The 21,635-nt window shown below is 39.5% G+C and carries 19 protein-coding genes; 6 read left to right on the top strand and 13 right to left on the bottom strand.

Going from position 1 to position 21,635, the window contains the following annotated elements; all coding sequences use genetic code 11:
- Positions 1–8 precede the first annotated feature (8 nt).
- Positions 9–1,037 (top strand): phenylalanine--tRNA ligase subunit alpha, encoded by a 1,029-nt coding sequence (locus tag Q0590_RS07750; protein WP_378410432.1) that lies wholly within the window; start codon positions 9–11, stop codon positions 1,035–1,037.
- Between the two features lie 437 nt (positions 1,038–1,474).
- Positions 1,475–3,973, top strand: coding sequence for a PAS domain S-box protein (locus tag Q0590_RS07745; protein WP_302036939.1), 2,499 nt, complete (start codon positions 1,475–1,477; stop codon positions 3,971–3,973).
- On the opposite strand, the gene Q0590_RS07740 is transcribed toward Q0590_RS07745, so the two are convergent.
- From Q0590_RS07740 to rsfS, 6 genes are all read right to left on the bottom strand, one after another.
- On the bottom strand, positions 3,970–4,410 hold the full coding sequence (locus Q0590_RS07740; RefSeq protein ID WP_302036938.1) for a T9SS type A sorting domain-containing protein: 441 nt from the start codon (positions 4,408–4,410) through the stop codon (positions 3,970–3,972). The two genes, Q0590_RS07745 and Q0590_RS07740, sit on opposite strands and share 4 nt — an antisense overlap.
- Positions 4,411–4,576: 166 nt before the next feature.
- Positions 4,577–5,413, bottom strand: coding sequence for a hypothetical protein (locus Q0590_RS07735; RefSeq protein ID WP_302036937.1), 837 nt, complete (start codon positions 5,411–5,413; stop codon positions 4,577–4,579).
- A 76-nt stretch (positions 5,414–5,489) separates the two neighbouring features.
- Positions 5,490–6,287, bottom strand: coding sequence for a UDP-2,3-diacylglucosamine diphosphatase (locus Q0590_RS07730; protein ID WP_302036936.1), 798 nt, complete (start codon positions 6,285–6,287; stop codon positions 5,490–5,492).
- A 111-nt stretch (positions 6,288–6,398) separates the two neighbouring features.
- Positions 6,399–7,043: a LutC/YkgG family protein gene (locus Q0590_RS07725; protein WP_302036935.1), complete on the bottom strand. Its 645-nt coding sequence runs from the start codon at positions 7,041–7,043 to the stop codon at positions 6,399–6,401.
- 199 nt (positions 7,044–7,242) lie between these two features.
- Positions 7,243–9,330 (bottom strand): ATP-dependent zinc metalloprotease FtsH, encoded by a 2,088-nt coding sequence (ftsH, locus tag Q0590_RS07720; protein WP_302036934.1) that lies wholly within the window; start codon positions 9,328–9,330, stop codon positions 7,243–7,245.
- 94 nt (positions 9,331–9,424) lie between these two features.
- Positions 9,425–9,796 carry a ribosome silencing factor gene (rsfS, locus tag Q0590_RS07715; protein WP_378410433.1) on the bottom strand — a complete coding sequence of 124 codons (372 nt, stop codon included), beginning with the start codon at positions 9,794–9,796 and terminating at the stop codon, positions 9,425–9,427.
- A 72-nt stretch (positions 9,797–9,868) separates the two neighbouring features.
- Between rsfS and Q0590_RS07710 the strand changes: the two genes are divergently transcribed.
- The 4 genes from Q0590_RS07710 to Q0590_RS07695 all read left to right on the top strand — a co-directional run bounded on the left by Q0590_RS07710 (position 9,869) and on the right by Q0590_RS07695 (position 14,125).
- On the top strand, positions 9,869–10,621 hold the full coding sequence (locus Q0590_RS07710) for a biotin--[acetyl-CoA-carboxylase] ligase (protein WP_302036932.1): 753 nt from the start codon (positions 9,869–9,871) through the stop codon (positions 10,619–10,621).
- 160 nt (positions 10,622–10,781) lie between these two features.
- On the top strand, positions 10,782–12,089 hold the full coding sequence (gene ahcY, locus Q0590_RS07705) for an adenosylhomocysteinase (protein WP_302036931.1): 1,308 nt from the start codon (positions 10,782–10,784) through the stop codon (positions 12,087–12,089).
- A gap of 68 nt (positions 12,090–12,157) precedes the next feature.
- On the top strand, positions 12,158–13,282 hold the full coding sequence (locus Q0590_RS07700) for a glycosyltransferase family 4 protein (RefSeq protein ID WP_302036930.1): 1,125 nt from the start codon (positions 12,158–12,160) through the stop codon (positions 13,280–13,282).
- 78 nt (positions 13,283–13,360) lie between these two features.
- On the top strand, positions 13,361–14,125 hold the full coding sequence (locus Q0590_RS07695) for a polyprenol monophosphomannose synthase (RefSeq protein WP_302036929.1): 765 nt from the start codon (positions 13,361–13,363) through the stop codon (positions 14,123–14,125).
- 52 nt (positions 14,126–14,177) lie between these two features.
- On the opposite strand, the gene Q0590_RS07690 is transcribed toward Q0590_RS07695, so the two are convergent.
- From Q0590_RS07690 to Q0590_RS07660, 7 genes are all read right to left on the bottom strand, one after another.
- Complete coding sequence (locus tag Q0590_RS07690; protein ID WP_302036928.1) at positions 14,178–15,428, bottom strand: sensor histidine kinase; 1,251 nt, start codon at positions 15,426–15,428, stop codon at positions 14,178–14,180.
- Between the two features lie 238 nt (positions 15,429–15,666).
- On the bottom strand, positions 15,667–17,736 hold the full coding sequence (locus tag Q0590_RS07685; RefSeq protein ID WP_302036927.1) for a hypothetical protein: 2,070 nt from the start codon (positions 17,734–17,736) through the stop codon (positions 15,667–15,669).
- A 180-nt stretch (positions 17,737–17,916) separates the two neighbouring features.
- The gene (gene nadD / locus Q0590_RS07680; protein ID WP_302036926.1) at positions 17,917–18,489 is read right to left on the bottom strand and encodes a nicotinate (nicotinamide) nucleotide adenylyltransferase; all 573 of its coding nucleotides are present in this window, start codon (positions 18,487–18,489) and stop codon (positions 17,917–17,919) included.
- 86 nt (positions 18,490–18,575) lie between these two features.
- Complete coding sequence (gene gmk, locus Q0590_RS07675) at positions 18,576–19,151, bottom strand: guanylate kinase (protein WP_302036925.1); 576 nt, start codon at positions 19,149–19,151, stop codon at positions 18,576–18,578.
- A gap of 85 nt (positions 19,152–19,236) precedes the next feature.
- Positions 19,237–19,449 (bottom strand): phosphohydrolase, encoded by a 213-nt coding sequence (locus Q0590_RS07670; RefSeq protein ID WP_302036924.1) that lies wholly within the window; start codon positions 19,447–19,449, stop codon positions 19,237–19,239.
- A gap of 126 nt (positions 19,450–19,575) precedes the next feature.
- Positions 19,576–20,193, bottom strand: a complete 618-nt coding sequence (locus Q0590_RS07665) for a sigma-70 family RNA polymerase sigma factor (protein ID WP_302036923.1) — start codon at positions 20,191–20,193, stop codon at positions 19,576–19,578.
- A 188-nt stretch (positions 20,194–20,381) separates the two neighbouring features.
- Positions 20,382–21,404: an IS110 family RNA-guided transposase gene (locus Q0590_RS07660; protein WP_302036922.1), complete on the bottom strand. Its 1,023-nt coding sequence runs from the start codon at positions 21,402–21,404 to the stop codon at positions 20,382–20,384.
- Positions 21,405–21,635: the final 231 nt, after the last annotated feature.

Below are 21,635 nucleotides of genomic sequence, written 5' to 3'. Positions count from 1 at the left end.
GTGCTATGATGAGAGAGAAGATTCAAGCAATACAGCAACAGATAGAATCATTTACCATAGAGAATCCTGCGCAACTAGAACAGTTCAGAATTGCCTACGTAGGAAGAAAAGGAGTAATAGCCGATTTGTTCGAGGGGTTAAAAGCAGTTCCGGCAGAAGACAAACGGGCTATTGGTGCTGAGTTGAACAACCTGAAAAATTTTGCGCAGAATAAATTCAATGACTACTCGGCTTCGTTAGAAAATCAGCAACTGAATGGCAAAGTACAAGCACCGCTAGACCTGACACTGCCAACAGTACCAGATGAATTAGGTGCAATACATCCCCTAACCATTGTCCGAAATCGGATTGTTGAAATATTTGAACGTATAGGTTTTAACTTATCTGAAGGTCCTGAGATTGAAGATGACTGGCATAACTTCACTGCCCTGAATTTTCCGCTCAACCACCCTGCCCGCGATATGCAGGATACGTTTTTCGTGGAAAAAAATCCGGATATAGCCCTGCGTACGCATACATCTTCTGTGCAGGTACGCCTGATGGAGCGGCAAAAGCCCCCCATCCGGTCTTTAATGCCAGGCCGGGTATACCGCAACGAGGCAATTTCTGCCCGGGCGCATTGTATTTTCCACCAGGTAGAAGGCTTGTATATTGATACCAATGTAGGGTTTACGGATTTAAAACAAACCTTGTATCATTTCGTGAAGGAAATGTTTACAAAAGATACCAGAATACGTTTCCGGCCATCCTTCTTTCCATTTACGGAGCCTAGTGCAGAAATTGATATTTCTTGTCAGCTTTGCAAAGGCAAGGGGTGCAATATCTGCAAATATAGTGGCTGGGTAGAAATAGGCGGCTCAGGCATGGTAGACCCGAATGTGTTGGAGAACTGCGGCATAGATTCTCAGACCTATACTGGATTTGCCTTTGGCATGGGCATAGAACGTATCACGATGCTTGCCTATCAAATTAAAGATTTGCGTCTCTTTACCGAAAATGATATTCGTTTCCTAAAACAGTTTAATCCGCTGAGTTAAAATTAAAGCTGTTATGAACCTTCATAGCAGCTTTAATTTTGAACTGGCCATTGGTGAAAAGGTAAGGGGCTGTGTAATTTTTAATTGTACCTAAACAAGTAAGATTTGGCTCATTTCAATACAAAAAAAGTTGTTTTTTTCAGGTTTATTGCAGTTTAATCAACTGCTGATTCATTATAGCATCAACCAGCTTCACACGTTAGCTTTCATAATCAGGTTAAAATAATCAAGGTTTTAAAAGTAGCATTACCAGTTTACTTTGTCCTACTCAAAGGTAAGTACGATTGGCAGCAGTCTTAGAGAACCGAGCGTGATAAAAGCTGTTAAATTGTTTTTAGTTTTTGCTTACAGGCTGTAAACTACTAAATATTACATACTGGTCCCTTCACAATTGTTAATGTGCTTAAACATAAAGTATATGGAACTGTTACCTACTTATGCATAAATTTAATCCTTCCTATTTTACCCGGGGCATGTCATCCATGTCAAAAATATTGGCAGGCTTAGTCATTTTTGCTGGCATGGCAGGTGCAACAGGTTGGATCTTTGATATTTATTTTTTGCGTGGCATTATTTTAAATGCTTCCACCATGCGCATAAATACGGCTATCGGGTTTATACTTTCCGGTATATATGTATTTCATTTGCCCTCCCGGAAGATGCTTTATCAGTTGTTGGCATTAGTTGTTTGCTTGCTTGGCTTTCTTACACTTCTAGAACATATATTTGATTTGAGTTTGGGTATAGACGAGCTATTGTTTGTGGAAAGAGATTCTATTTCAGAAGATGGTAAGCCAGGGCGGATGTCTCCAAGTTCGGCAATGGCCTTTTTTCTAAGCGGTTTGGTGGGTTTGTTTTATATGTTGCCCAACCCGCTGTACAAAACATCTCAGTTTTTCTCTACAATAATCTTTTTTATCGGGCTGGCCCCCTGTATGGGCTATTTGTTTGGCGAAAGCTTGTTTGGTGGCGCCAATATTTATTCGCAAATGGCGCTGCCTACAGCGCTGGGCTTTGTTTGCCTGGGCTTGGGATTATTAGTGAGTTTTCCTGAAAAAGGGTATGTTGCTGTGCTTCATGGCAAGTATATGGGCAATACATTCGCTAGAATTATTTTTGTTCTGTCTACCATTGTACCGGCAATTTTAAGTGGGATCTTTATTTTGCTGAATGAACATGGATATACGGCCTCTTATCCTACTATTTTTCTGGTATGTATGGCTTACGCTCTTACTACTATATTATTCACCTATAAGCATTTAACCAGAATAAACCAGATAGATGCACAAAGAGTCCAGCTGCTGGCAGATGTAGAAGTTTCTAATAAGGAGCTTGCCCATACCAATGCTGAACTGGCGGCAACTGTAGAAGAACTTTCGTCAACTAATGAAGAACTTACCGTCAGCAATGAGCAGCTTGAAATATTAAACAGCCGGTTACTGGAAGCTAATTATGAAATTGAACGGTTGTCTCACACGGCTATAGCTGCCAGCGAAAATAAATATAAGCACCTGACAGAAAGCATAAGCGATATATTTTTTGCGTTGGACCATAATCTACGGTTCATTTACTGGAACAAAGCCAGTGAAATTAATAGCGGAGGGTTAACAGCCGAACAAGTGCTAGGCAAATCCTTAATTGAGTTGTTTCCGGGAATGAAAGGTACCGAGCCTGAAAAATGTTATCTGGAAGCGCTGCGTACAGGCGAATTTCAACGATGTACGTTCGAAACAACGTACAATAGTAATCAAAAACTTAGCTATGAAGTAAGCGTGTATCCTTATGAAGATGGATTGACTGTATTTATAAAAGATATTACGCAGAAAAAGCAGGCAGAAATACAACTCAGAGAATTGCAAAGCAGGTTTGAGAGTATTATAAATTCTGCTATGGATGCCATTATTACCACCGATGAAAATAAAAACGTTATTCTCTTTAACCAGGCGGCAGAAAAAATGTTTGGATACTGTGCTGCTGACATTATCGGAAAACCTATACGTCAGATTATACCACAGTCCCTTTACCAGCCGTATGCACCAGACAACGGCTTTGGGTATATGGCTGCCAGCAAAGATGATCCCAATAAAAACCTGTATGGCTTAAGGGCAGATGGTAATAACTTTCCGATCGAAGCGTCAGTATCTGATTTGAAACTGGGAGAAAAACAATATTCTACCATTATTATCCGGGATATAACTCTTAGAAAAAAAGCCGAACAACAAGAAAAGCAACTAAATAACGAACTGATTAACCAGAATCAGCAGTTGCAACAGTTCGGATATATCACTTCCCATAACCTTCGTGCGCCCATTGCAAATATTTTAGGTTTAACGCAAATATTCAACACCACTAATCCGGTAGACCCAATTAATCAAATAGCTATTGAAAATATTAAAAAAGCTACCGTTAAGCTAGATGATATTATTAAGGACCTGAACGAAATTTTAGTGTATCAAAAAGCAATAAATACTTCAAGGGAATGGATAGTGTTGAAAGATGTGCTGAATGATATAAAAATATCGATTGCCCAACATATTGAGGATTCTAATGCGCAGCTTACCACAAACTTCTCGAAGGTAGAGAAGCTTTATTCAGTAAAAAGCTATATCAATAGTATATTTCAGAATATGCTGACCAATGCTATAAAGTACCGGAAACCTGGCGTTATTCCAAAGATCTGTGTAAGCACTACAGTAGTGGAAGAATACATTTGCCTCTCTTTCAGCGACAACGGTTTAGGAATAGATCTGGAAAAAAATAAAGAAAAAATATTTGGCATGTACAAACGCTTTCATGTACATGTGGAAGGCAAAGGATTAGGCCTGCACTTAGTAAAAACGCAGGTGGAAGCACTGAATGGTAAAATTGAAGTAGAAAGTGTTTTGGGCGAAGGCACTTGTTTCAAAATATTTTTGCCTTATGAACAGCTGAATTAACCTAAAAACAAGCGTTTTATTTTTGCTTTCCGGCCACTGCCAACCTCTATTACATACAAATCTGTTTTGTATTTAGATAAATCGTACTGTTTGCGGAACCAGCCTTTTTTGCTCACCACTTCATGATGGATCAGGTTGCCAATAATGTCATAAATTTTGATAAAAAACGTCTCTCCGCGTTTCATTGTAAAGCTCAGAAAAAACTTCCTAGACTGTACTACTTCAACATCAAATTCGATAGAATCAGATTCGATAAGTAATTCATCTATTGGCATATGTGTATGCACAGGTTCTGCAGATGCCGGAGGTAAAAGCTTTGTATGTTGGGCTGAAGATACGTGTATAGTAGAATTAATGGCAAAAGCCTTTCCAAGGGCTATTGTGCACATAATAAAAGTATAAACAATAAATGAGTTGAATAGTATAGTCTTTCCCATGCCGTCTGCTGCTTATTGAATTTAATAATATGATTTATTAGGCTTAGTATACGTGAACCTACCTTCCGGGTTAGTGGCATACTTATATAAAAACAAAAAAATTACAATTTTGTTAGAAAGTTGTAATGATTATGGGTAAGCCTTCCTATACAGGTAAAAACCGAGGTTACTTACGATCTGGCTGGTAAATATAGAGAGTATTTTTGGAGAATAGAACTACTTGTGTATCAAAAACAAGCACAAAATCAAAATTCAATTCGCCAGGCAAGTGAATGAACCTGGATGATAAGGTATAGAGATTGAAAAAATGGATAGTTTTTTTATCTAAAAAGTATACCTCATTCTGGTAAAATCCAAATTGAGTTAAACCTCTAAAGGGTAATACTTTTTTGTAATTACCAAAATTATCAAATACTAAAATGCCTGATTGTGTATCATTAATAAATAATAAATTCTGATATTCCCGCATGTAATTAATAGTATAATTAGCGGCCGAAAGAACTAACCCTAGCGGAACATGCAAGGATACTTTTTGTATCGATGGATTTAGTTTTTTCAAGCTAAAATCAGATTCATCAAAAACCCATATCTGTCCATCTGAAGCTATGGTAGCTGCTCTGGCAAATCCCACCATACTGGCGTCAAAAGTAGCTGCTTGCTTGGTATCTGCCAGAAACCGGTCAAGAAAAGAAAACCTTTGCAGATCCTTCTGAAATAAAAAAATCTGCATAGTGGGCCAGGCTTCTATGAGTGAGGAACCAGTTACTTTTTGAGGCGAGTACACATGGAGTAATTTTCCAGTGGAATCATATTTGTGGATATTCCCTTGCTGGTCACTGGTAAGTATATGGTTATACCGGTCAACAGAAACACTGACTGGTTGCTTTATCTTAATCTCTTTCAGTAAAGATAACTCTTGTGCGGCTACCGCATTTGATAGGCACAACATTCCTAATAGCCACAACATTCCTAATAGCCACACACATACTTTAAGAAGATACATTCCGTGTTTTTGATAATTTATGTGAGTAGCTTATACAAATCATAAGGCAGTTTGCAGAAAAATATGGAAACCTGTATTAGTGAAAGGTGGTTAGTTCCATGCGGTTCCCATCAAAACTGCCATAGGTACAATGGTTAATCCACTCGCCTAAATTAATATAATAGCTGTTATTGCCCACCGGCAGATTCAGAGGCAAATGCCTATGCCCAAAGATATAATAATCATGGTGTTCTTGTGCCTCAATTTCTCTGGCATACGTGTATAACCATTCATCATCCCCCATAAACTTCTCCTCCCCTTTGGCGTCACTTGCCATACGGCTCCTTCTAGACCAGGCATTGGCTATGGCAATACCAGTGTTAGGATGTATACGGGCAAAAAGCCATTGACAGAGCTTACTGGCAAAAATCTGCTTTAGTATTTTATAGATATGGTCTCCAGGCCCCAATCCATCGCCATGCCCTATCAAAAACTTACGCTGACCAAGTATAAACTGCTTCGGTTTTCGGAATATGGGTATAGCTAATTCTTTCGTAAAATAATCAAACATCCACATATCATGATTTCCTGAAAAAAAGATGATGGGAATACCAGCATCTGTTAAGTCAGCCAGCTTTCCTTGTAGCCGTATGTAGCCCTTTGGAATAGATTGTTTGTACTCAAACCAGAAATCAAAAATATCTCCTACCAGAAAGATTACCTCAGCAGTAGGGCGAATATATTCCAACCAGCGAATTATTTTTCTTTCACGTTGCAGGCTAATCTCTTTATTGGGCATTCCCAAATGAAAGTCGGACGCAAAATATGCTTTTTTACCTTCCTGCAGAGGAATAGAAATGGTGCCTTCAGCAGCGAATGTTTTAGTAGATGTCAAAAATTTAGGTAATAATGAGTGATAAAGGCAAATATAAGCCCTTATATGAAAACTAGCCCTATATGTGCAAAGATGCTGTTTAACTAAACAAAACCAGATTAGTATATGAGGTTACAGTTGGTCTTCTACCAGAAACAGTACAAGTTCTTTAGGGCCATGTGCTCCCAAAACAAGGGTTTTCTCTATATCCGCTGTACGGCTTGGCCCTGCAATCATAGAAATCATAGAGGGTATGTTCTCAGGATATTTTTCCTGCAAAAATTGTAAACTGTCTTTTATGTCTAAAAGAATTTGGGAAGTGTAGGCAACCACCATATGCACAGGAGGATAAATAGTTAGCCGCCTGCCTGCCAGTTGCCTGGAAGATACCATTACGCCTCCAGTACGGGCAATTAAGCATTCGCATAAAGTAAGGCCTGCCTCTACACGCGTAAAATTACGGTCATCTGTTTTATGAGGAATATTTTCTTGGCTCAAGATTTCTTTTAATGGATCTTCCCAGGCATAAAGCTCTGTAATGTTTTTCTTTGCTATAACCTCTTGTAATTGCTGCAAAAAGTGTTTGGCATTTTCGCAAAAATAGAATTCACCTTTATTTTTGATAAAAGTTTGTGCAAAAAGAATCGAAGGTTCTTCTGAAGTCTGCGAATAAATAGAAGCCGAGAAATCAGGTTTAGGTACATGCTTATCTGTAGGCGTTTGTAGGGCAGCCCTGATTCTATTCAGGATATTTTCTCTGGATTGGGATGATGGCATATAATGAATAACTACTAAGAATGGCTAAGGTTATGATAACTAAAATTACAGAAAATATCTGAATTGAATAGTAAACTACATCAAAGGCGTGCCTCAGATAATCTGTTGTTTCTATGTTCAAAATTCTGTTAAAAAGGAAATACCTGCCAGAATAGTTTGCTCTGACAGGTATTTATATAAGTTACATGGAAAATACTATTTATTTAAGACCTTCCGTATCTCCTTTTATGTATTGCTCAGGAGTCGGGTTAGGCGTAGGCGGCGCAGGCATGTTCTCTGCATTCTCTTCCGCCAGTCTGTCAGTATCTTTACCTAAGTTAGTAGCAGCACGTCCATTGGTATATGCCTCATAGGTTGTTTGGGTATTAAACGGCCGTTTACCAATCAGCCGCTCCAGATCAGATTGAAACAGAATTTCTTTTTTCAAAAGTTCCTGCGCAATAATCTCCAGTTCCCGCCGCTTTTCGTTCAGCAACTGTTTAGTCCGCTCGAAGGCTGTACTGATAATATTGCGTACTTCTTCATCTATTGTTTTGGCTGTAGCTTCTGAATAAGGCTTAGTAAAGTTGTATTCTGACTGTTTAGAGTCGTAGAACGAAACATTCCCAATTTTGTCATTCATTCCATACATCGTTACCATGCCATAGGCCATTTTTGTAATTCTTTCCAGATCACTCAATGCGCCGGTAGAAATTTTGTTGAACACAATATCTTCTGCCGCACGTCCGCCTAATGTCATACACATTTCATCAAATAATTGCTCAGTTGTGTACAAGAACTGTTCACGTGGCAAATATTGAGCATAGCCTAAAGCAGCCACACCTCTGGGAACAATACTTACTTTCACTAACGGATCAGCATGCTCCAAGAACCAACCGGCTACTGCATGGCCAGCTTCATGGTAAGCCACTGTTTTCTTTTCTTCCGGAAGTATAATTTTATTCTTTTTCTCCAGACCGCCAATTACTCTATCTACGGCATCCTGGAAATCTTGCATGTCTACAGATACCTTGTTGCGGCGGGCTGCTATCAGGGCAGCTTCATTACATACGTTAGCAATTTCAGCTCCGGCAAATCCAGGAGTTTGCGCCGCTAATTTCTTTGCATCTACATCGCTAGCTAGTTTAATTGGCTTTAAATGTACTTTAAAAATGGCCTCTCTACCGACAATATCAGGTTTGTCGATGCTAATCTGACGGTCGAAACGGCCTGGGCGCATCAAAGCAGAGTCCAGTACATCCGGGCGGTTGGTAGCAGCCAGAATAATTACGCCTGAGTCAGTCGCAAAACCATCCATTTCCACCAGCAAGGAGTTCAGCGTATTTTCACGTTCATCATTCGAACCTGGCATAGAGCCACGGCCTCTGGAACGTCCGATAGCATCGATCTCATCAATAAATACTATACAAGGTGCTTTTTCTTTTGCTTGCTTGAACAAATCTCTTACACGGGCAGCTCCTACCCCCACAAACATCTCCACAAAGTCAGAACCGGATAAAGAGAAGAATGGAACGCCAGCTTCTCCAGCCACGGCTTTAGCTAATAATGTTTTACCAGTACCTGGCGAACCTACCAGCAAAGCACCTTTCGGAATTTTACCACCCAGGTTAGTGAATTTAGAAGGGTTCTTTAGAAACTCAACAATCTCCTGAATTTCGTATTTTGCCTCATCCAATCCGGCTACATCATTGAATGTGATTTTTACTTTATTCTCAGCATCAAACAATGCCGCTTTGGATTTGCCAATATTGAAAATTTGTCCCCCTGGTCCGCCTGTAGTGACGCGGCGCATCAATAACCACAAGCCAAAGAACATTAAAATGAGAATGCCCCAGTTGAGCAAGAAGCTATAAATATCTGAACGTTGTTCTACTTTATACCCGATTCTTTCCTCCTCAGGTAAATTTTTCTGAATGGCATCAAAATCATTTTTAAAGGATTCGGCAGAGATGATAGAAAACCGGTAATGGGGTCCCTGGTATACAGAAAATGGTCCACGGCTAGCTAATTCTTCTTTGTATTTGGCATTCTCGACGGCTTCCCGTTTTAAAGTAACTTCTACTGCTTTTTCATTAATAATAGCTATTTCTTCTACATCGTTGCTCTTGAGCATGTTCTCAAACCTCTTCTGTGTGATCTCGATAGTAGAAGTGCTTCTGTTAAAGTACGTAACCCCTAAGATCAGTATGAGCAATCCGGCAATCAACCAAACCTGGTAACCGGGTCTTTGGGGCGGCTTTGGAAGAAGCTTCTTTTTGTTGTTTTTACTACTGTTGTTTTCCGACATCGTTTATTTATAAATCAAATGAAAATTCTAACTACATTATCCTGAACAATGATAACAGAAAAATTTCATGCAATGTTTCTGTTATCCACTATTTCTACACCCGCTGAGTGTCATCTACATGCGTAATAATGGCATCTCCCCACAATTCTTCTAATGCATAAAAAGCACGGCGATCTTTTTTAAACACATGTGCTACTACATCTACATAATCCAGCAAAATCCATTCTTTATGCTCTTTGCCTTCTTTATGCCAGGGGTTCTGCTGACTAGCTTTATATATTTCCTCTTCTACCGAATCAGTTATAGCATCTACTTGAGTGTCTGAATTACCGGAACAGATAATAAAATAATCTGCTACGGCATTCTTAATATGTTTTAGGTTCAGGATTACAATGTCTACTGCTTTTTTCTCCTGCATTCCTTTTACTATCAGTTCAGTTAATTTATCAGAGTCTACACTCTGCATATGTATTAGCTCTTTGGTTATTGCCATTATGTTTTGTTAAGTTGCACTTATTTTACAAAAATAAAAAAATACTTGTACAATATTCCGCCCAATACTTTATTTGTCGGTAGAAATATCGTTTATCTGCCAAGCTGTCATTCTACCAATGACATTGCTACCTCTTTATCCAGAGATACAAACGTGACAGAAGGCACTACGGTTGTTACAAGCAACCAGACAGCTGGCCGGGGTCAGCGGGGGAATTCCTGGGAGGCAGAACCTGGAAAAAACCTTACTTTTTCAGTTATTCTCAAGCCTTCATTTTTGCAGGCATCTGAGCATTTCCAGTTAAATATGGCTGTTTCTACTGCTTGCTACTCCTTTCTTTCTCAATATCTTCCGGAAGATATACATATTAAGTGGCCTAATGATTTATATTTCGGCCACAAAAAATTAGGTGGAATATTGATAGAAAGTGTTATCAAAAACAACCGCCTCCAAGAAGCTGTTATTGGTATTGGTCTAAACATAAACCAACAACAGTTTTCCGAGCCCAAAGCAACTTCTATGAAACTTATAAGTAGAGTCGAATACAACCTGGAAAAATTGTTGCCGCAGCTGCTTACTTCACTCGAACAATTCTACTTAAAATTAAAAGCAAGGGACTTATCTTATATACAAAATAATTACCTGAAAAATTTATATTTCTACCAAAAAAAACGAACATTCAAGTCAGATCGTATTTTTGAGGGCACAATTATAGGTATAGACGAAATAGGCAGGCTTCTATTAGATGTAGAGGGAGAGATTCACCGCTTTTCCTTTAAAGAAATAGAGTTTTTATAATTAATTTTTTAAAATCTGCCCTGTCGGCAAACATAATCTATTGCTTACAGTTATCTATTTTCACGTTACTCAACTCACTATTTTTCAGATTTATAAGTGCATATTTTTATATTTACCTGCTAATTATTTACCTTTGCTATTAATAAAAAATTAAAATTCCATGATTGACACGCACGTAAAGTACAAAGTAAAAGATATTTCTCTAGCTGAATGGGGTCGGAAAGAGATCCATCTGGCAGAGGCAGAAATGCCTGGTTTAATGGCCCTGCGCAAAGAGTTTGGTGCTTCTAAACCGCTAAAAGGTGCCCGTATTGCCGGTTGCTTGCACATGACTATTCAGACAGCCGTCCTCATCGAAACTTTAATTGAACTGGGAGCAGAGGTTACTTGGTCTTCATGCAATATATTCTCCACCCAAGACCATGCAGCGGCAGCTATTGCAGCAGCTGGTATATCGGTATATGCCTGGAAAGGAATGAACGAAGAAGAGTTTAACTGGTGTATTGAGCAGACGTTGTTTTTTGGTGAAGATAGACAACCGTTGAACATGATCCTGGACGACGGGGGTGACCTTACCAATATGGTTCTAGATAAATATCCTGAGTTAGTAGCTGGTGTTAAAGGGTTATCCGAAGAGACCACTACCGGGGTACACCGTTTGTACGAGCGTATGAAAAAAGGCACGCTGCCCATGCCTGCTATCAATGTGAATGATTCTGTTACCAAGTCTAAATTCGACAACCTGTATGGGTGCAAAGAATCGTGTGTAGATGCTATCCGCCGTGCTACAGATGTAATGATGGCAGGTAAAGTGGCTGTTGTTGCTGGGTTTGGCGATGTAGGAAAAGGTTCTGCCAAGTCGCTGAGAGGTGCTGGGGCCAGAGTAATTGTTACAGAAATAGATCCTATCTGCGCTTTGCAGGCGGCTATGGAAGGTTTCCAGGTACTGAAAATGGATAATGCCGCTAAAATTGGCGATATATTCGTAACAGCTACCGGTAACAAAGACATTATTACTGAACGCCATTTCCGGATGATGAAAGACAAGGCCATTGTGTGTAACATCGGACACTTCGATACCGAAATTGATATGGCATGGTTGAATAAAAACTATGGCAAAACCAAAGTTGAAATAAAGCCACAAGTAGATAAATACACCATTGATGGCAAAGAAATACTTGTGTTAGCGGAAGGCCGTTTAGTAAACCTAGGTTGTGCTACCGGACATCCTTCTTTTGTTATGTCTAATTCCTTTACTAACCAGACGCTGGCGCAAATAGAGCTCTGGACAAATGGCGACAGATACGAAAACAGAGTTTATACATTACCTAAACATCTGGATGAGAAAGTAGCCCGCCTGCACCTGGAAAAAATCGGTGTAGAATTGGATAGCTTAACAACAGACCAAGCAGAATATATTGGTGTAGAGCAAGAAGGTCCCTTTAAATCCGACTTGTACAGATATTAATCGGCTTATTTTCCGACTATTTACAAAAAACTTCCCCTCTCGGGAAGTTTTTTTAGTTTTGTGTCTATATGAATATTGCTTTTTTATGTACCTCCGCCAGCTGGGGCGGGCTAGAAATGAATATGATCCGTTTAGCCCACAGAATGCAGGACCGCGGACATACCATATTAGTATTAACCCATGCAGGCACTCCTTATCATAACAAGGCGCAAGAGTATCACTTTAGCTGTGAAATACTGGAGGTAAAATATCCGTATCTTTCTCTGGCGGCGGCCAAACAGTTAGCTGTGAAGTTAACTCAACATCAAATACAATTCATATTTTTTTCTCTTGCAAAGGACAATTATGTATGCAGCTATGCTAAATTTTTTTTCAAAAAAGAATTAAAACTTCTATATCTGCAGCAAATGGAGGTAGGTATCAATAAAAAAGGGTTGCTGCAAACATTCATTTACCGGCAACTAAATGCCTGGATTACTCCCCTGCATCTGCTGGCAAAACAAGTGCTGGCAAGAACATATATGGCTCCCGAAAAAATTAAGGTAATTCCATTAGGTACAGATACAGAACGGTTTGCAGGGTATTTGGGTACTAAGGAAGAAGCCAGAAAACAGCTAGGTTTGCCTGCTGATGCTTTTGTAGCTGGCATTTTAGGAAGAATTGATCCGGACAAAGGACAAGAATACCTGATAAAAGCATTGCCTTTACTACTGAAGAAGAATAAAGAAATACATGTAGTAATTGTAGGGGAAGAAAGCAGAGGCGATACACGAAAATATCCACAGTATCTGCAAAATTTGGTGCAAGAATTGAATGTAGGAAAATTTGTACATTTCCGGCCATTTACTGAGCAAACCGAAGTAGCTTTTGCTGCCCTGAATATATTTGTTATGGCCTCCTCCTTAGGTGAAACATACGGAATGGTAACCGTAGAGGCTATGGCGTCGGGTATACCAGTAATTGGAACAAACAGTGGTGGTACTCCAGAATTATTAGATTTCGGCAAGGCAGGTTTATTGGTGCCTCCTAAAGATCCCGATGCACTGGCAGCCGCTATTGAGAAATTGATGACTGACAAATTGCTTTGGGAAGAGCTACGTACTACCGCTTCTCAGAGAGCTCTTACAAAGTACAGCTATCAGCTACAATGCGACTTGCTAGAGCAACTACTGAAAACAACAGATAAAGAATAATATAGCTTGGAAGTACTTGCACTGTTTACTTATAAAATCATCAAACTATACGAAACGCGTAGCTTTTAACATATTCCAATGAAAGACCTCTTAGTAGTAATACCCACTTATAATGAAATAGAGAATATTGAAGCTATTATCCGCAAAGTGCTTTCGCTGGCTATAGCCTTCGATGTTCTTATTGTCGATGATGGTTCGCCTGATGGAACAGCATTGAAAGTGAAAGAGCTACAAGTAGAGTTTCCGGATCGGGTATATTTAGAGGAACGGTCGGGTAAACAAGGATTGGGTACGGCTTATATACATGGATTTAAGTACGGCTTAAGAAATGGATACACCTATCTTTTTGAAATGGATGCTGACTTTTCACACAATCCGGAAGATCTTATAAGGTTGTATGAGGCCTGTTCTATCCAAGGCTACGATTTAGCTATAGGTTCCCGCTATGTACAGGGTGTAAATGTAGTAAACTGGCCTATGAGCCGTGTTTTGATGTCGTATTTTGCCAGTAAATATGTTCAGTTTATTACTGGTATGCCTATCTACGATACTACAGCTGGATTCAAATGCTATCACCGCAATGTATTAGAAGTGATTGATTTGGATAAGATCAAATTTGTAGGCTATGCTTTTCAGATAGAAATGAAGTTTACCGTCTGGAAATACAATTTTAAAATAATTGAAGTACCCATTATTTTTACGGACCGTACCAAAGGGCAATCCAAAATGTCGAAAGGAATTTTTAAAGAAGCCGTATTAGGAGTAATCCAGATGAAAATCAACAGCTTTTTCAGAACTTACAACAAGCCCCATACCTATTCGACAACAAGTGTAGTGAGCTAAACTAACGAGGCCTTATTGGTAAGTTATATGTGAAGCACATGTAGAATGGTGGTTAAGCGTTTTTCTTCAAAGAGTCACGTGCATCTATGGGGGCAGTATTAACATCTGAGAGCAGGTGCACATGAAACGTAGTTCCCCGGCCAACTTCACTTTCTACTTCTATTTTTCCTTTATTATTGTCAATAATTCGCTTCACTACATACAAGCCTATTCCCGTGCCCTGTATATGGGTATGAACCCGGTGAAACATAGTAAAAAGTTTGTCTTTCTGATCGGCCCGTATACCCAACCCATTATCCTGCACAGACAAAATCGTATATGGTCCCTCTTTGCGTGTTGTCAGATGAATATGTAGCTGCCTTTCAGGCGACCGATACTTAATCGCGTTCACAAGCAAATTATACACAATACTTCGTAGATTTTTGCGGGCAAAATGGATGTTGCGCACCTGTGCATCAAGCGTAATGGTAGCTTTCGATTCCGAAATTAATTGCCCGATATCGGTTTGTACGTGTTCTACCAGATCACTGAAATCGAGTGTTTCGCTGCCTTCTGCAAAGTCTTTATCAATGCTGATGATCTGGGTAAGGTCGTTAATGGTACTTTTAAAGCGGTTTACTGCTTTTTGCATCATGTTAAACATGGTTTGCTCTTCGGCATCCAGCTTATTCTCAAGAGACTTGGATAGCAAAGTGACCAAACCCTCCAGATTAGCAATAGGGGAGCGCAGATCATGTGAAGCCGTATAAATAAAATTATCCAGGTCGGTGTTTACTTTCTTTAACTGCTCATTTGCATGTGTTAACTCTTTCAATTGGTCAGCAACTGTAGAAGCTGGTGTGTTGTGAGAATTTTTTCTTGTCAGTTGAGGTATGGTAGATGATTTGCAAATAATGCCGCCTATTTCTCCCGAAAGAAGAAAGAAAGGATAAATTGTGTAATGCAGTACAACCTCGTTATTCCCAAATAATGCCTGAACAGATCTATTCTCAGCTGCTATACCAGATTTGAGGACTTCTACGACATCAGCCACAAAAGAAGGGATTTTACCAAAAATACCTATAACAGTATGTTCACCGGTTATTTCATATAATTGCTCAATAGCTGTATTGTAGCCCAGCAGGGTTAAATTTTTATCTTTCCAGAAAATAAACTCTGATGCTTGGTTGGCTAATGTATAAAGTGCTTGTAAAGTAGATTGCTGATGATGCAAACTCGACTCCAATTCTTTTATTTTCTGGCGTAAATAAATGATTTCTTCTTCATTACTGGAAAAGGATAAAGAGCTGGGCTTGTCAATCATTGAGAATTAGCTTTTAAATTAAAATTAATCTCATTCACCGGATTTTGGTAAATTATTTTATTTCTCTGTGAATGTAGTATGTTCCGGTGAGAAACTCCAATACGGCAACAAATCCTGATTCAGTCTGATCGAATATTTCTGTATATTCTCTGCTACTATGGGAAGGTATTGTATACTTTTCTTTCAACTGTTAAGGAACTGTAGGAGTGCATCACCCTATGCTAGGGTTTATACGGAACTAAAACAATTTTGGATAATATTCCAACGACTCATTATAGGCAGGCGTTTGACCATTGGCTACGGTATATATCCGTTCATGTGTTTCTCGGGCAGCCCTTACCAAAGGTTCATAAGGCCTGTTACACACATCCAGGAAACCAATATTGTAATTTTCCCCATCGCCTCGCCCTAAAGCCGATTGATCGTACTGCGTAAAGTAATGGGTGCCTACACAAAAAGGATTAGCGGCAGCATCTTCCACATAAATTCTATAGGCTTGTCCCCGGGCATACTGGTCTTTTACATGGCCGATTCCGGTAGCAGGTAATCCTACATCCAGTGCACCAAAATGAAACTCTCCAATCATAACTGGTAGGTTCAATACGTCATTAATTGCTTTCACTTCATTAGCAGGAATTTTTTCACGGTAGCAGTTCATACTAAATACATCGAAGTACTTCATCCCTTTTTGTGCCCAGGCTGGCGGCACTGTATGGTAACGTGCACCTAAGTTCATATGGTTAGCATCTACTTTTTTACAGGCAGCTGTTAATGTACTGAAAAACCGGTCTACCATTTGTTCGCTAAAGGCTTCCATATCTTTCAGTGCAGCATCAGGCAAGTTAGTTTTCCAGCTACCGCCCGCAATGCTTTCGAACGTGGTCGCTATACCCCATGCTTGGGAAAAAGCTTCATTGGTTTGATATTTCTGTTGTAAAAACTGAGCAAGCGTTTTGCGGGTTTCACATTCCGGTGTGTTGTAAAGCATGCCTACCGCAGGAAGTTCTGAAGAAAAGCCCCAGGTAGGTTCATTCATCAAAAAATACCCAATTAAAGCAGGGTCGTCTACCGTTTCTTTCAACTGCTCTGCAAAAGTATCCGCATCTTTTTGATAATCTGGATGAAACACATCCGGAAAATCGCGGTATATTCGTTTGGTGTTGGGTAGGGTAAAGCTCAACGGACGGACATATGGTACACCTGCTTTGCTGGCAATTTTCCATTCCGACCAGTTACCTACTGTGTTGAATCCACACCGCCGCATCTCCGATAAAGCAATTTCTGCCCAGCTCTCGTGCCACTCATCCGGTCCAAATGTCCGGATAAAGTTAGCGGCCAGGTAGTTTACACTTTTATTATCAGCAGAAAATATAGGCTTATACAAACTCTCAGGATCTGGTAGCCATTTTAACGCCTGCACTAAACCTTCTATAGTGGCTTCGGTATCTACCCGCACGCAGTCTAGCCCTGCCGACCAGAAGGCATAGCCATCCGGATCTACCAGCCACCATCGTTGTCCATCGTGTTTTTTTGTGAAAAAGCCTGTTTTGTCAAATTGTTTTTCTGTCCAGCCGCCCCATTTTGAAAAATTTTGAGGCCATACATACCTATCTGCATAATCTAATTGCTTATCCAACCTGGCAGATACTTCAGCCAGGTTACGGCTTTTTTCAGGCCAGTCGTGCAGGGTACTTTGCCCAATTTCATCTAACAAAGGCCCTTTTGGCAGAATAAGTTTAGTAAGTTTAGGTATTACATCGTTTGTTGCCGTAAAATCGGTTAAACACCATCTGGCCGGGCGGCCTCCATTCCGGTGAATTGTAAGCAGCATACGGTCCACGTTTTGTAAATCTACGCGTTCTCCCAGGCATAAAGGATTTAACCATGCGCCCTCCCTGTCCATTTTCCATCTGTTCTGGTCTACCCAGCTGGTTTGTAGCCGTATGCGGGCCGAACATTGGTTAAGCAATTTAAACTGTAATTGAAAGGCTGGTCCTTTTTCGCCTTCCTGCAGAGACAAAATAAAGTTAGTCGTGTGTTTGCCATCCAGCAGCATGTCAGCCGTAAGCATTTTGAAATTGGCCAGAGCTCCTTTCTCAAAAGTATATATCAGGCCATCGCCAATTTCTTTGCCTTCATACCAGGTAGCTGTTTTTATAGGTGTTTTTCCTTTTTGTGTATTGAGTTTACCCAGAAACTGACTTGGCTTAAGCAACAAACCTTTGAAATCAGCAGCTATGCCAGACGTATAGAGGAGAAAACCTGCACCTGTCAGCGCAGTATTTTGCAGAAATTTGCGTCGCTTCATAAGTAATTATAGCTAGGCCTTGTGAGTAGAAAATAAGCGTTGCTATAAAAATATGAAATTTTAAAGAAAGAATATAATACGGATTGCAAAAGCTTACGGAGCTATCAAATATTCCGTAAATATATCATTTCTTGTACCAGAGTGGGTAAACGCTACGATCAAAATGGATGCTGGCTGTGTTTATAGATAAAATTTTTTCTGAGCTATATAGTGTTCCACTCTTTCGGGCACCAGGTATTTTACTGATTTGTATTCTCGTATCCGGTTGCGGATATAGGTAGCGGAAATGTCTAGCAGGGGAGCTTCTACGACGGTCACTTTCGGATGATGCAATAGTTCATTTTTTACAGCTCCAGGCCGCGGATACACATACAAGCCAAAATATTCTAAAATTTTATCTGCATTTTTCCAGCGCATAAACTGATCCAGGTTATCCTCCCCTATAATTAGCCGGAATTTATGCTGCGGATGTTTCTCCTGCAATACGGTTAATGTATCGATGGTATAACTGGGCTTGGGCATATGGAATTCTATATCAATAGCTTTCAGCTTCGGATTGTCGCTGATAGCCATTTCTACCATATCCAGGCGGTCGAACTCATGCAGCAGGGTTTTGCTTTTTTTAAAAGGATTTTGCGGAGAAACAACAAACCAGACAGCATTTAAATCCACATTCTCCGCCATAATGTTGGCAATAATTAAGTGCCCGATATGGATTGGATTAAAGGAGCCGAAGAATAAACCGATCTTCATGTTTGGAGAGGCGTTATATAAATAACCCCTGAAGAGTGTGTTTTTATACTCTTCAGGGATTTAGGGATTATTGTTCAGTTTCAGCTCTACTTCCTGAGGAATTCATCCACTAGTTGTTGAGCTTTCAATAGAGTTGTTCCCAGGTCTTCATTTACCAGGGTTACATCAAACTGGTTTTCGAAAGACATTTCAAACTTTACTTTAAAAAGCCGTTTAGATATACTATCATCAGAGTCGGTGCCGCGGGCTCTTAAGCGTTGCTCAAGCATTTCAAGCGAAGGCACTTTCACAAAAATAGCCAGCGCACGGTCACCATAATATTTTTTCAGGCTGAGGCCACCTTTCACATCTACATCAAACAATACATGTTTTCCCTGGCTCCAAACGCGTTCAATCTCTGATTTAAGGGTGCCATAAAACGCGCCTACATATACCTGTTCCCACTCTACAAATTCATTATTGTCTATTTTTTTTTTGAATTCTTCGGGTGTGAGAAAATAATAATCCTTGCCATTTACTTCATTTCTGCCCCGTTTGTCGCGGGTGCAGGCCGAAATAGAAAATCCCAGATCTGAATTAGTGGCCAGTAAGTGTTTAACAATCGTTGTTTTTCCGGAACCGGAAGGAGCTGAGAAAATAATAAGCTTTCCTACAAAAGACATGTAAAAATTATTTTGAATGACACATTTGTAATACAGGTTGATGGGCTAAAGCTTGTACAACCTATAATTGGATATTCAAAATAAACTAAGCCACCGGCGAGTTAATTTTTACTTTAATGGCATCAATTACTTCAGTAGGTACATTTTTTCTTTCGATTTTATCACACAAAATCTGACGGATGGTTACTTCTAAATTGTAGTTTTCAATGCATGGCAGACACTTATCAATATTCTGGTTAAAATGTTCTAACTGTTCATAACTTGCTTCGTTATCCAGAATCATCTGAATAGCTCTCATACATTCATGACGGTTTTTACAATCTTGATGGGGATACTGGGATTTCTCTTTGACCGGTAGAGTTTGAAACACCTTTTTATCGGTTGACATAGTAGTGAATGTTATATTGGTTGAATCGGTTAAATATTATATATCTTCTTCGTTTGCATGATTGGTTCCATCTTCATTGTAGCCCATGTTTTTGGCATAGACTTTGAGTTTTTCTTTCAGCAAGTTTCGGGCTCTGTGTAACCTGGATCTAACTGTACCAATAGGTATATCCAGAATTTTTGCCATTTCCTCGTAGGTAAATCCTTCTATATCGCAGAGAATAATTACTGTCCGGAAGTCTACCGCCAGCGAGTTTAATGCATTGGCTACTTCGTCGCCTATCATTTCCTGCACTGCATCTACACGTAGATCGGTGGTGATATTGTCGGCTTCAGCTTCTTCAGAATTATAAAAAGTTTCTACCTCCTGATAATCTACTTTTGCCGGTTCTTTGCTTTTTTTCCGATAATCGTTTATGAAGCTGTTTTTTAATATCCGGAACAACCATGCTTTTGCGTTAGTTCCTTTTTGGAAGGAAGTTATAAAGCGAAAAGCTTTTAAGTATGTATCTTGTACCAGGTCTTTTGCTTCATCTTCGTCCATGGTCAACCTGAAAGCAAAGTTGTACATGGAGTTGATATGGGGCATAAACTCCTGATCAAAGATCTTATATTTCTCTCTTTCTGTATAATTTTGAGCTGGAACGTCTGACATAAGCGGTAATGATATGTAAGTAATATTACAATATTATACTAAATTTTTTTCCAATATACCTATATACGGCAAATTATTTAACTCAATCGTTAAATAGAAGGTTTAATATACTGCTAGTATACACTAAACTGTTTTTTGACCCGCCATTTTGTCTATTCGAAATCTATGAGTAAGTCAAGTGTTTTTAGCTATATTTTATCCAATTTCTCCACATACGGTGTACCTCTCTTCACTACGGCTACGATTTGATGTAGAAGCTTATTTTGCACGGCATTTAACACCGACATCTTAGGTTTACCTTCATCTACTTTTCGTTTAAAATACGTTTTCAATTCCTGATTATATTGAATACTGCTCATAGAAACCAGGTAGAGAATGCGCTTGAGCTCTTTATTAGCAAACTTAGATACCCCAGTTTTGCCAAACACACTTGTGCCACTTCTGTATTCAAATGGGGCTACCCCACAATAACAAGCCAGTTTTCTACCATCCTCCATTTTAGTAAAGCCCTGCGTATAGACAAGCAAGGTAATGGCTAGGACTTTTCCTACACCTTTGATGGAGGTTACTAACTCATACTTTTTCTTCAGTTCTGCATCTTGTTCAATAAACTCACTCATTTTCTGTTCTACCTGCTCCAAGCTTTTTTCTAAGCCACGTATGGCGTCCTTATTCACCCGTTGCAGGGTTTTACCTGAAGCGGCATCTATTGAGATCAATTCTTTAACGGTAGTCTTAATACTTTTTAGTGCCTTTAGTAGCCGGTTGCGATTAGCTTGTAAATCTTTTAATTTTTCTATTGTCAGACTGCTTAGATTTACCAAAGACGCTTTGTCTTGATGCAGAAAAGCATATTTGGCTATCCGTTCTGAATCAATTTTATCATCCTTACCTCGAGCTAGACCGATACTACGCTTAATTTGTAGTGGACTTTCCAGCCAGACTGCTACTTGTCTGCTCAACAGATAGTGTACTACTTTTCGAGTATAAAGACCTGTATGCTCTAAACAGACGAGTGTATCGGATTCTAATTCACACCCATACTGTTTTAGCCAAAGCTTCATTTTTTGGAAACCTTGCATATTATTGTTGAATTTCTGATAGCAGAGTTGTTTATCTGCTACCCGGATCAGACATACGTCCAGACTTTCTTTGGAAACATCGATACCTACAAAGAAAGCATACAGAGGAGTGGAGGAGAGCTTTTTCATAAGTTTTGAAGTAAGTGAGACATCCATCTAAACCTTGATAGTGGGCCTTGAAACCCGAAAATCTATATGATACTTTCTCACAGCAAAAAGCTGCCGGACTAAATCGAATCATAGGACCATAGCGCCTTGTTAGCGCGTAGTTCTCCGGCTGCCTAGTTTGTGGATAAGATGGATAACTCTTCGAGTTACCCACTTACCCACAAATGTTACAACAATGATTTTTATTGTATC

Source organism: Rhodocytophaga aerolata, assembly GCF_030503435.1.
GTDB lineage: Bacteria > Bacteroidota > Bacteroidia > Cytophagales > 172606-1 > Rhodocytophaga > Rhodocytophaga aerolata.
This window is presented reverse-complemented; position numbering and strand designations above follow the sequence as displayed.

What these genes read in the sequence shown, in the direction of transcription:
- Q0590_RS07750 (WP_378410432.1), top strand. Translation starts at nt 9, where the DNA reads ATGAGAGAGAAGATTCAAGCAATACAGCAACAGATAGAATCATTTACC.
- Q0590_RS07745 (WP_302036939.1), top strand. Translation starts at nt 1,475, where the DNA reads ATGCATAAATTTAATCCTTCCTATTTTACCCGGGGCATGTCATCCATG.
- Q0590_RS07740 (WP_302036938.1), bottom strand. Translation starts at nt 4,410, where the DNA reads ATGGGAAAGACTATACTATTCAACTCATTTATTGTTTATACTTTTATT.
- Q0590_RS07735 (WP_302036937.1), bottom strand. Translation starts at nt 5,413, where the DNA reads ATGTATCTTCTTAAAGTATGTGTGTGGCTATTAGGAATGTTGTGGCTA.
- Q0590_RS07725 (WP_302036935.1), bottom strand. Translation starts at nt 7,043, where the DNA reads ATGCCATCATCCCAATCCAGAGAAAATATCCTGAATAGAATCAGGGCT.
- ftsH (WP_302036934.1), bottom strand. Translation starts at nt 9,330, where the DNA reads ATGTCGGAAAACAACAGTAGTAAAAACAACAAAAAGAAGCTTCTTCCA.
- rsfS (WP_378410433.1), bottom strand. Translation starts at nt 9,796, where the DNA reads ATGCAGAGTGTAGACTCTGATAAATTAACTGAACTGATAGTAAAAGGA.
- ahcY (WP_302036931.1), top strand. Translation starts at nt 10,782, where the DNA reads ATGATTGACACGCACGTAAAGTACAAAGTAAAAGATATTTCTCTAGCT.
- Q0590_RS07700 (WP_302036930.1), top strand. Translation starts at nt 12,158, where the DNA reads ATGAATATTGCTTTTTTATGTACCTCCGCCAGCTGGGGCGGGCTAGAA.
- Q0590_RS07695 (WP_302036929.1), top strand. Translation starts at nt 13,361, where the DNA reads ATGAAAGACCTCTTAGTAGTAATACCCACTTATAATGAAATAGAGAAT.
- Q0590_RS07690 (WP_302036928.1), bottom strand. Translation starts at nt 15,428, where the DNA reads ATGATTGACAAGCCCAGCTCTTTATCCTTTTCCAGTAATGAAGAAGAA.
- Q0590_RS07685 (WP_302036927.1), bottom strand. Translation starts at nt 17,736, where the DNA reads ATGAAGCGACGCAAATTTCTGCAAAATACTGCGCTGACAGGTGCAGGT.
- nadD (WP_302036926.1), bottom strand. Translation starts at nt 18,489, where the DNA reads ATGAAGATCGGTTTATTCTTCGGCTCCTTTAATCCAATCCATATCGGG.
- gmk (WP_302036925.1), bottom strand. Translation starts at nt 19,151, where the DNA reads ATGTCTTTTGTAGGAAAGCTTATTATTTTCTCAGCTCCTTCCGGTTCC.
- Q0590_RS07670 (WP_302036924.1), bottom strand. Translation starts at nt 19,449, where the DNA reads ATGAGAGCTATTCAGATGATTCTGGATAACGAAGCAAGTTATGAACAG.
- Q0590_RS07665 (WP_302036923.1), bottom strand. Translation starts at nt 20,193, where the DNA reads ATGTCAGACGTTCCAGCTCAAAATTATACAGAAAGAGAGAAATATAAG.
- Q0590_RS07660 (WP_302036922.1), bottom strand. Translation starts at nt 21,404, where the DNA reads ATGAAAAAGCTCTCCTCCACTCCTCTGTATGCTTTCTTTGTAGGTATC.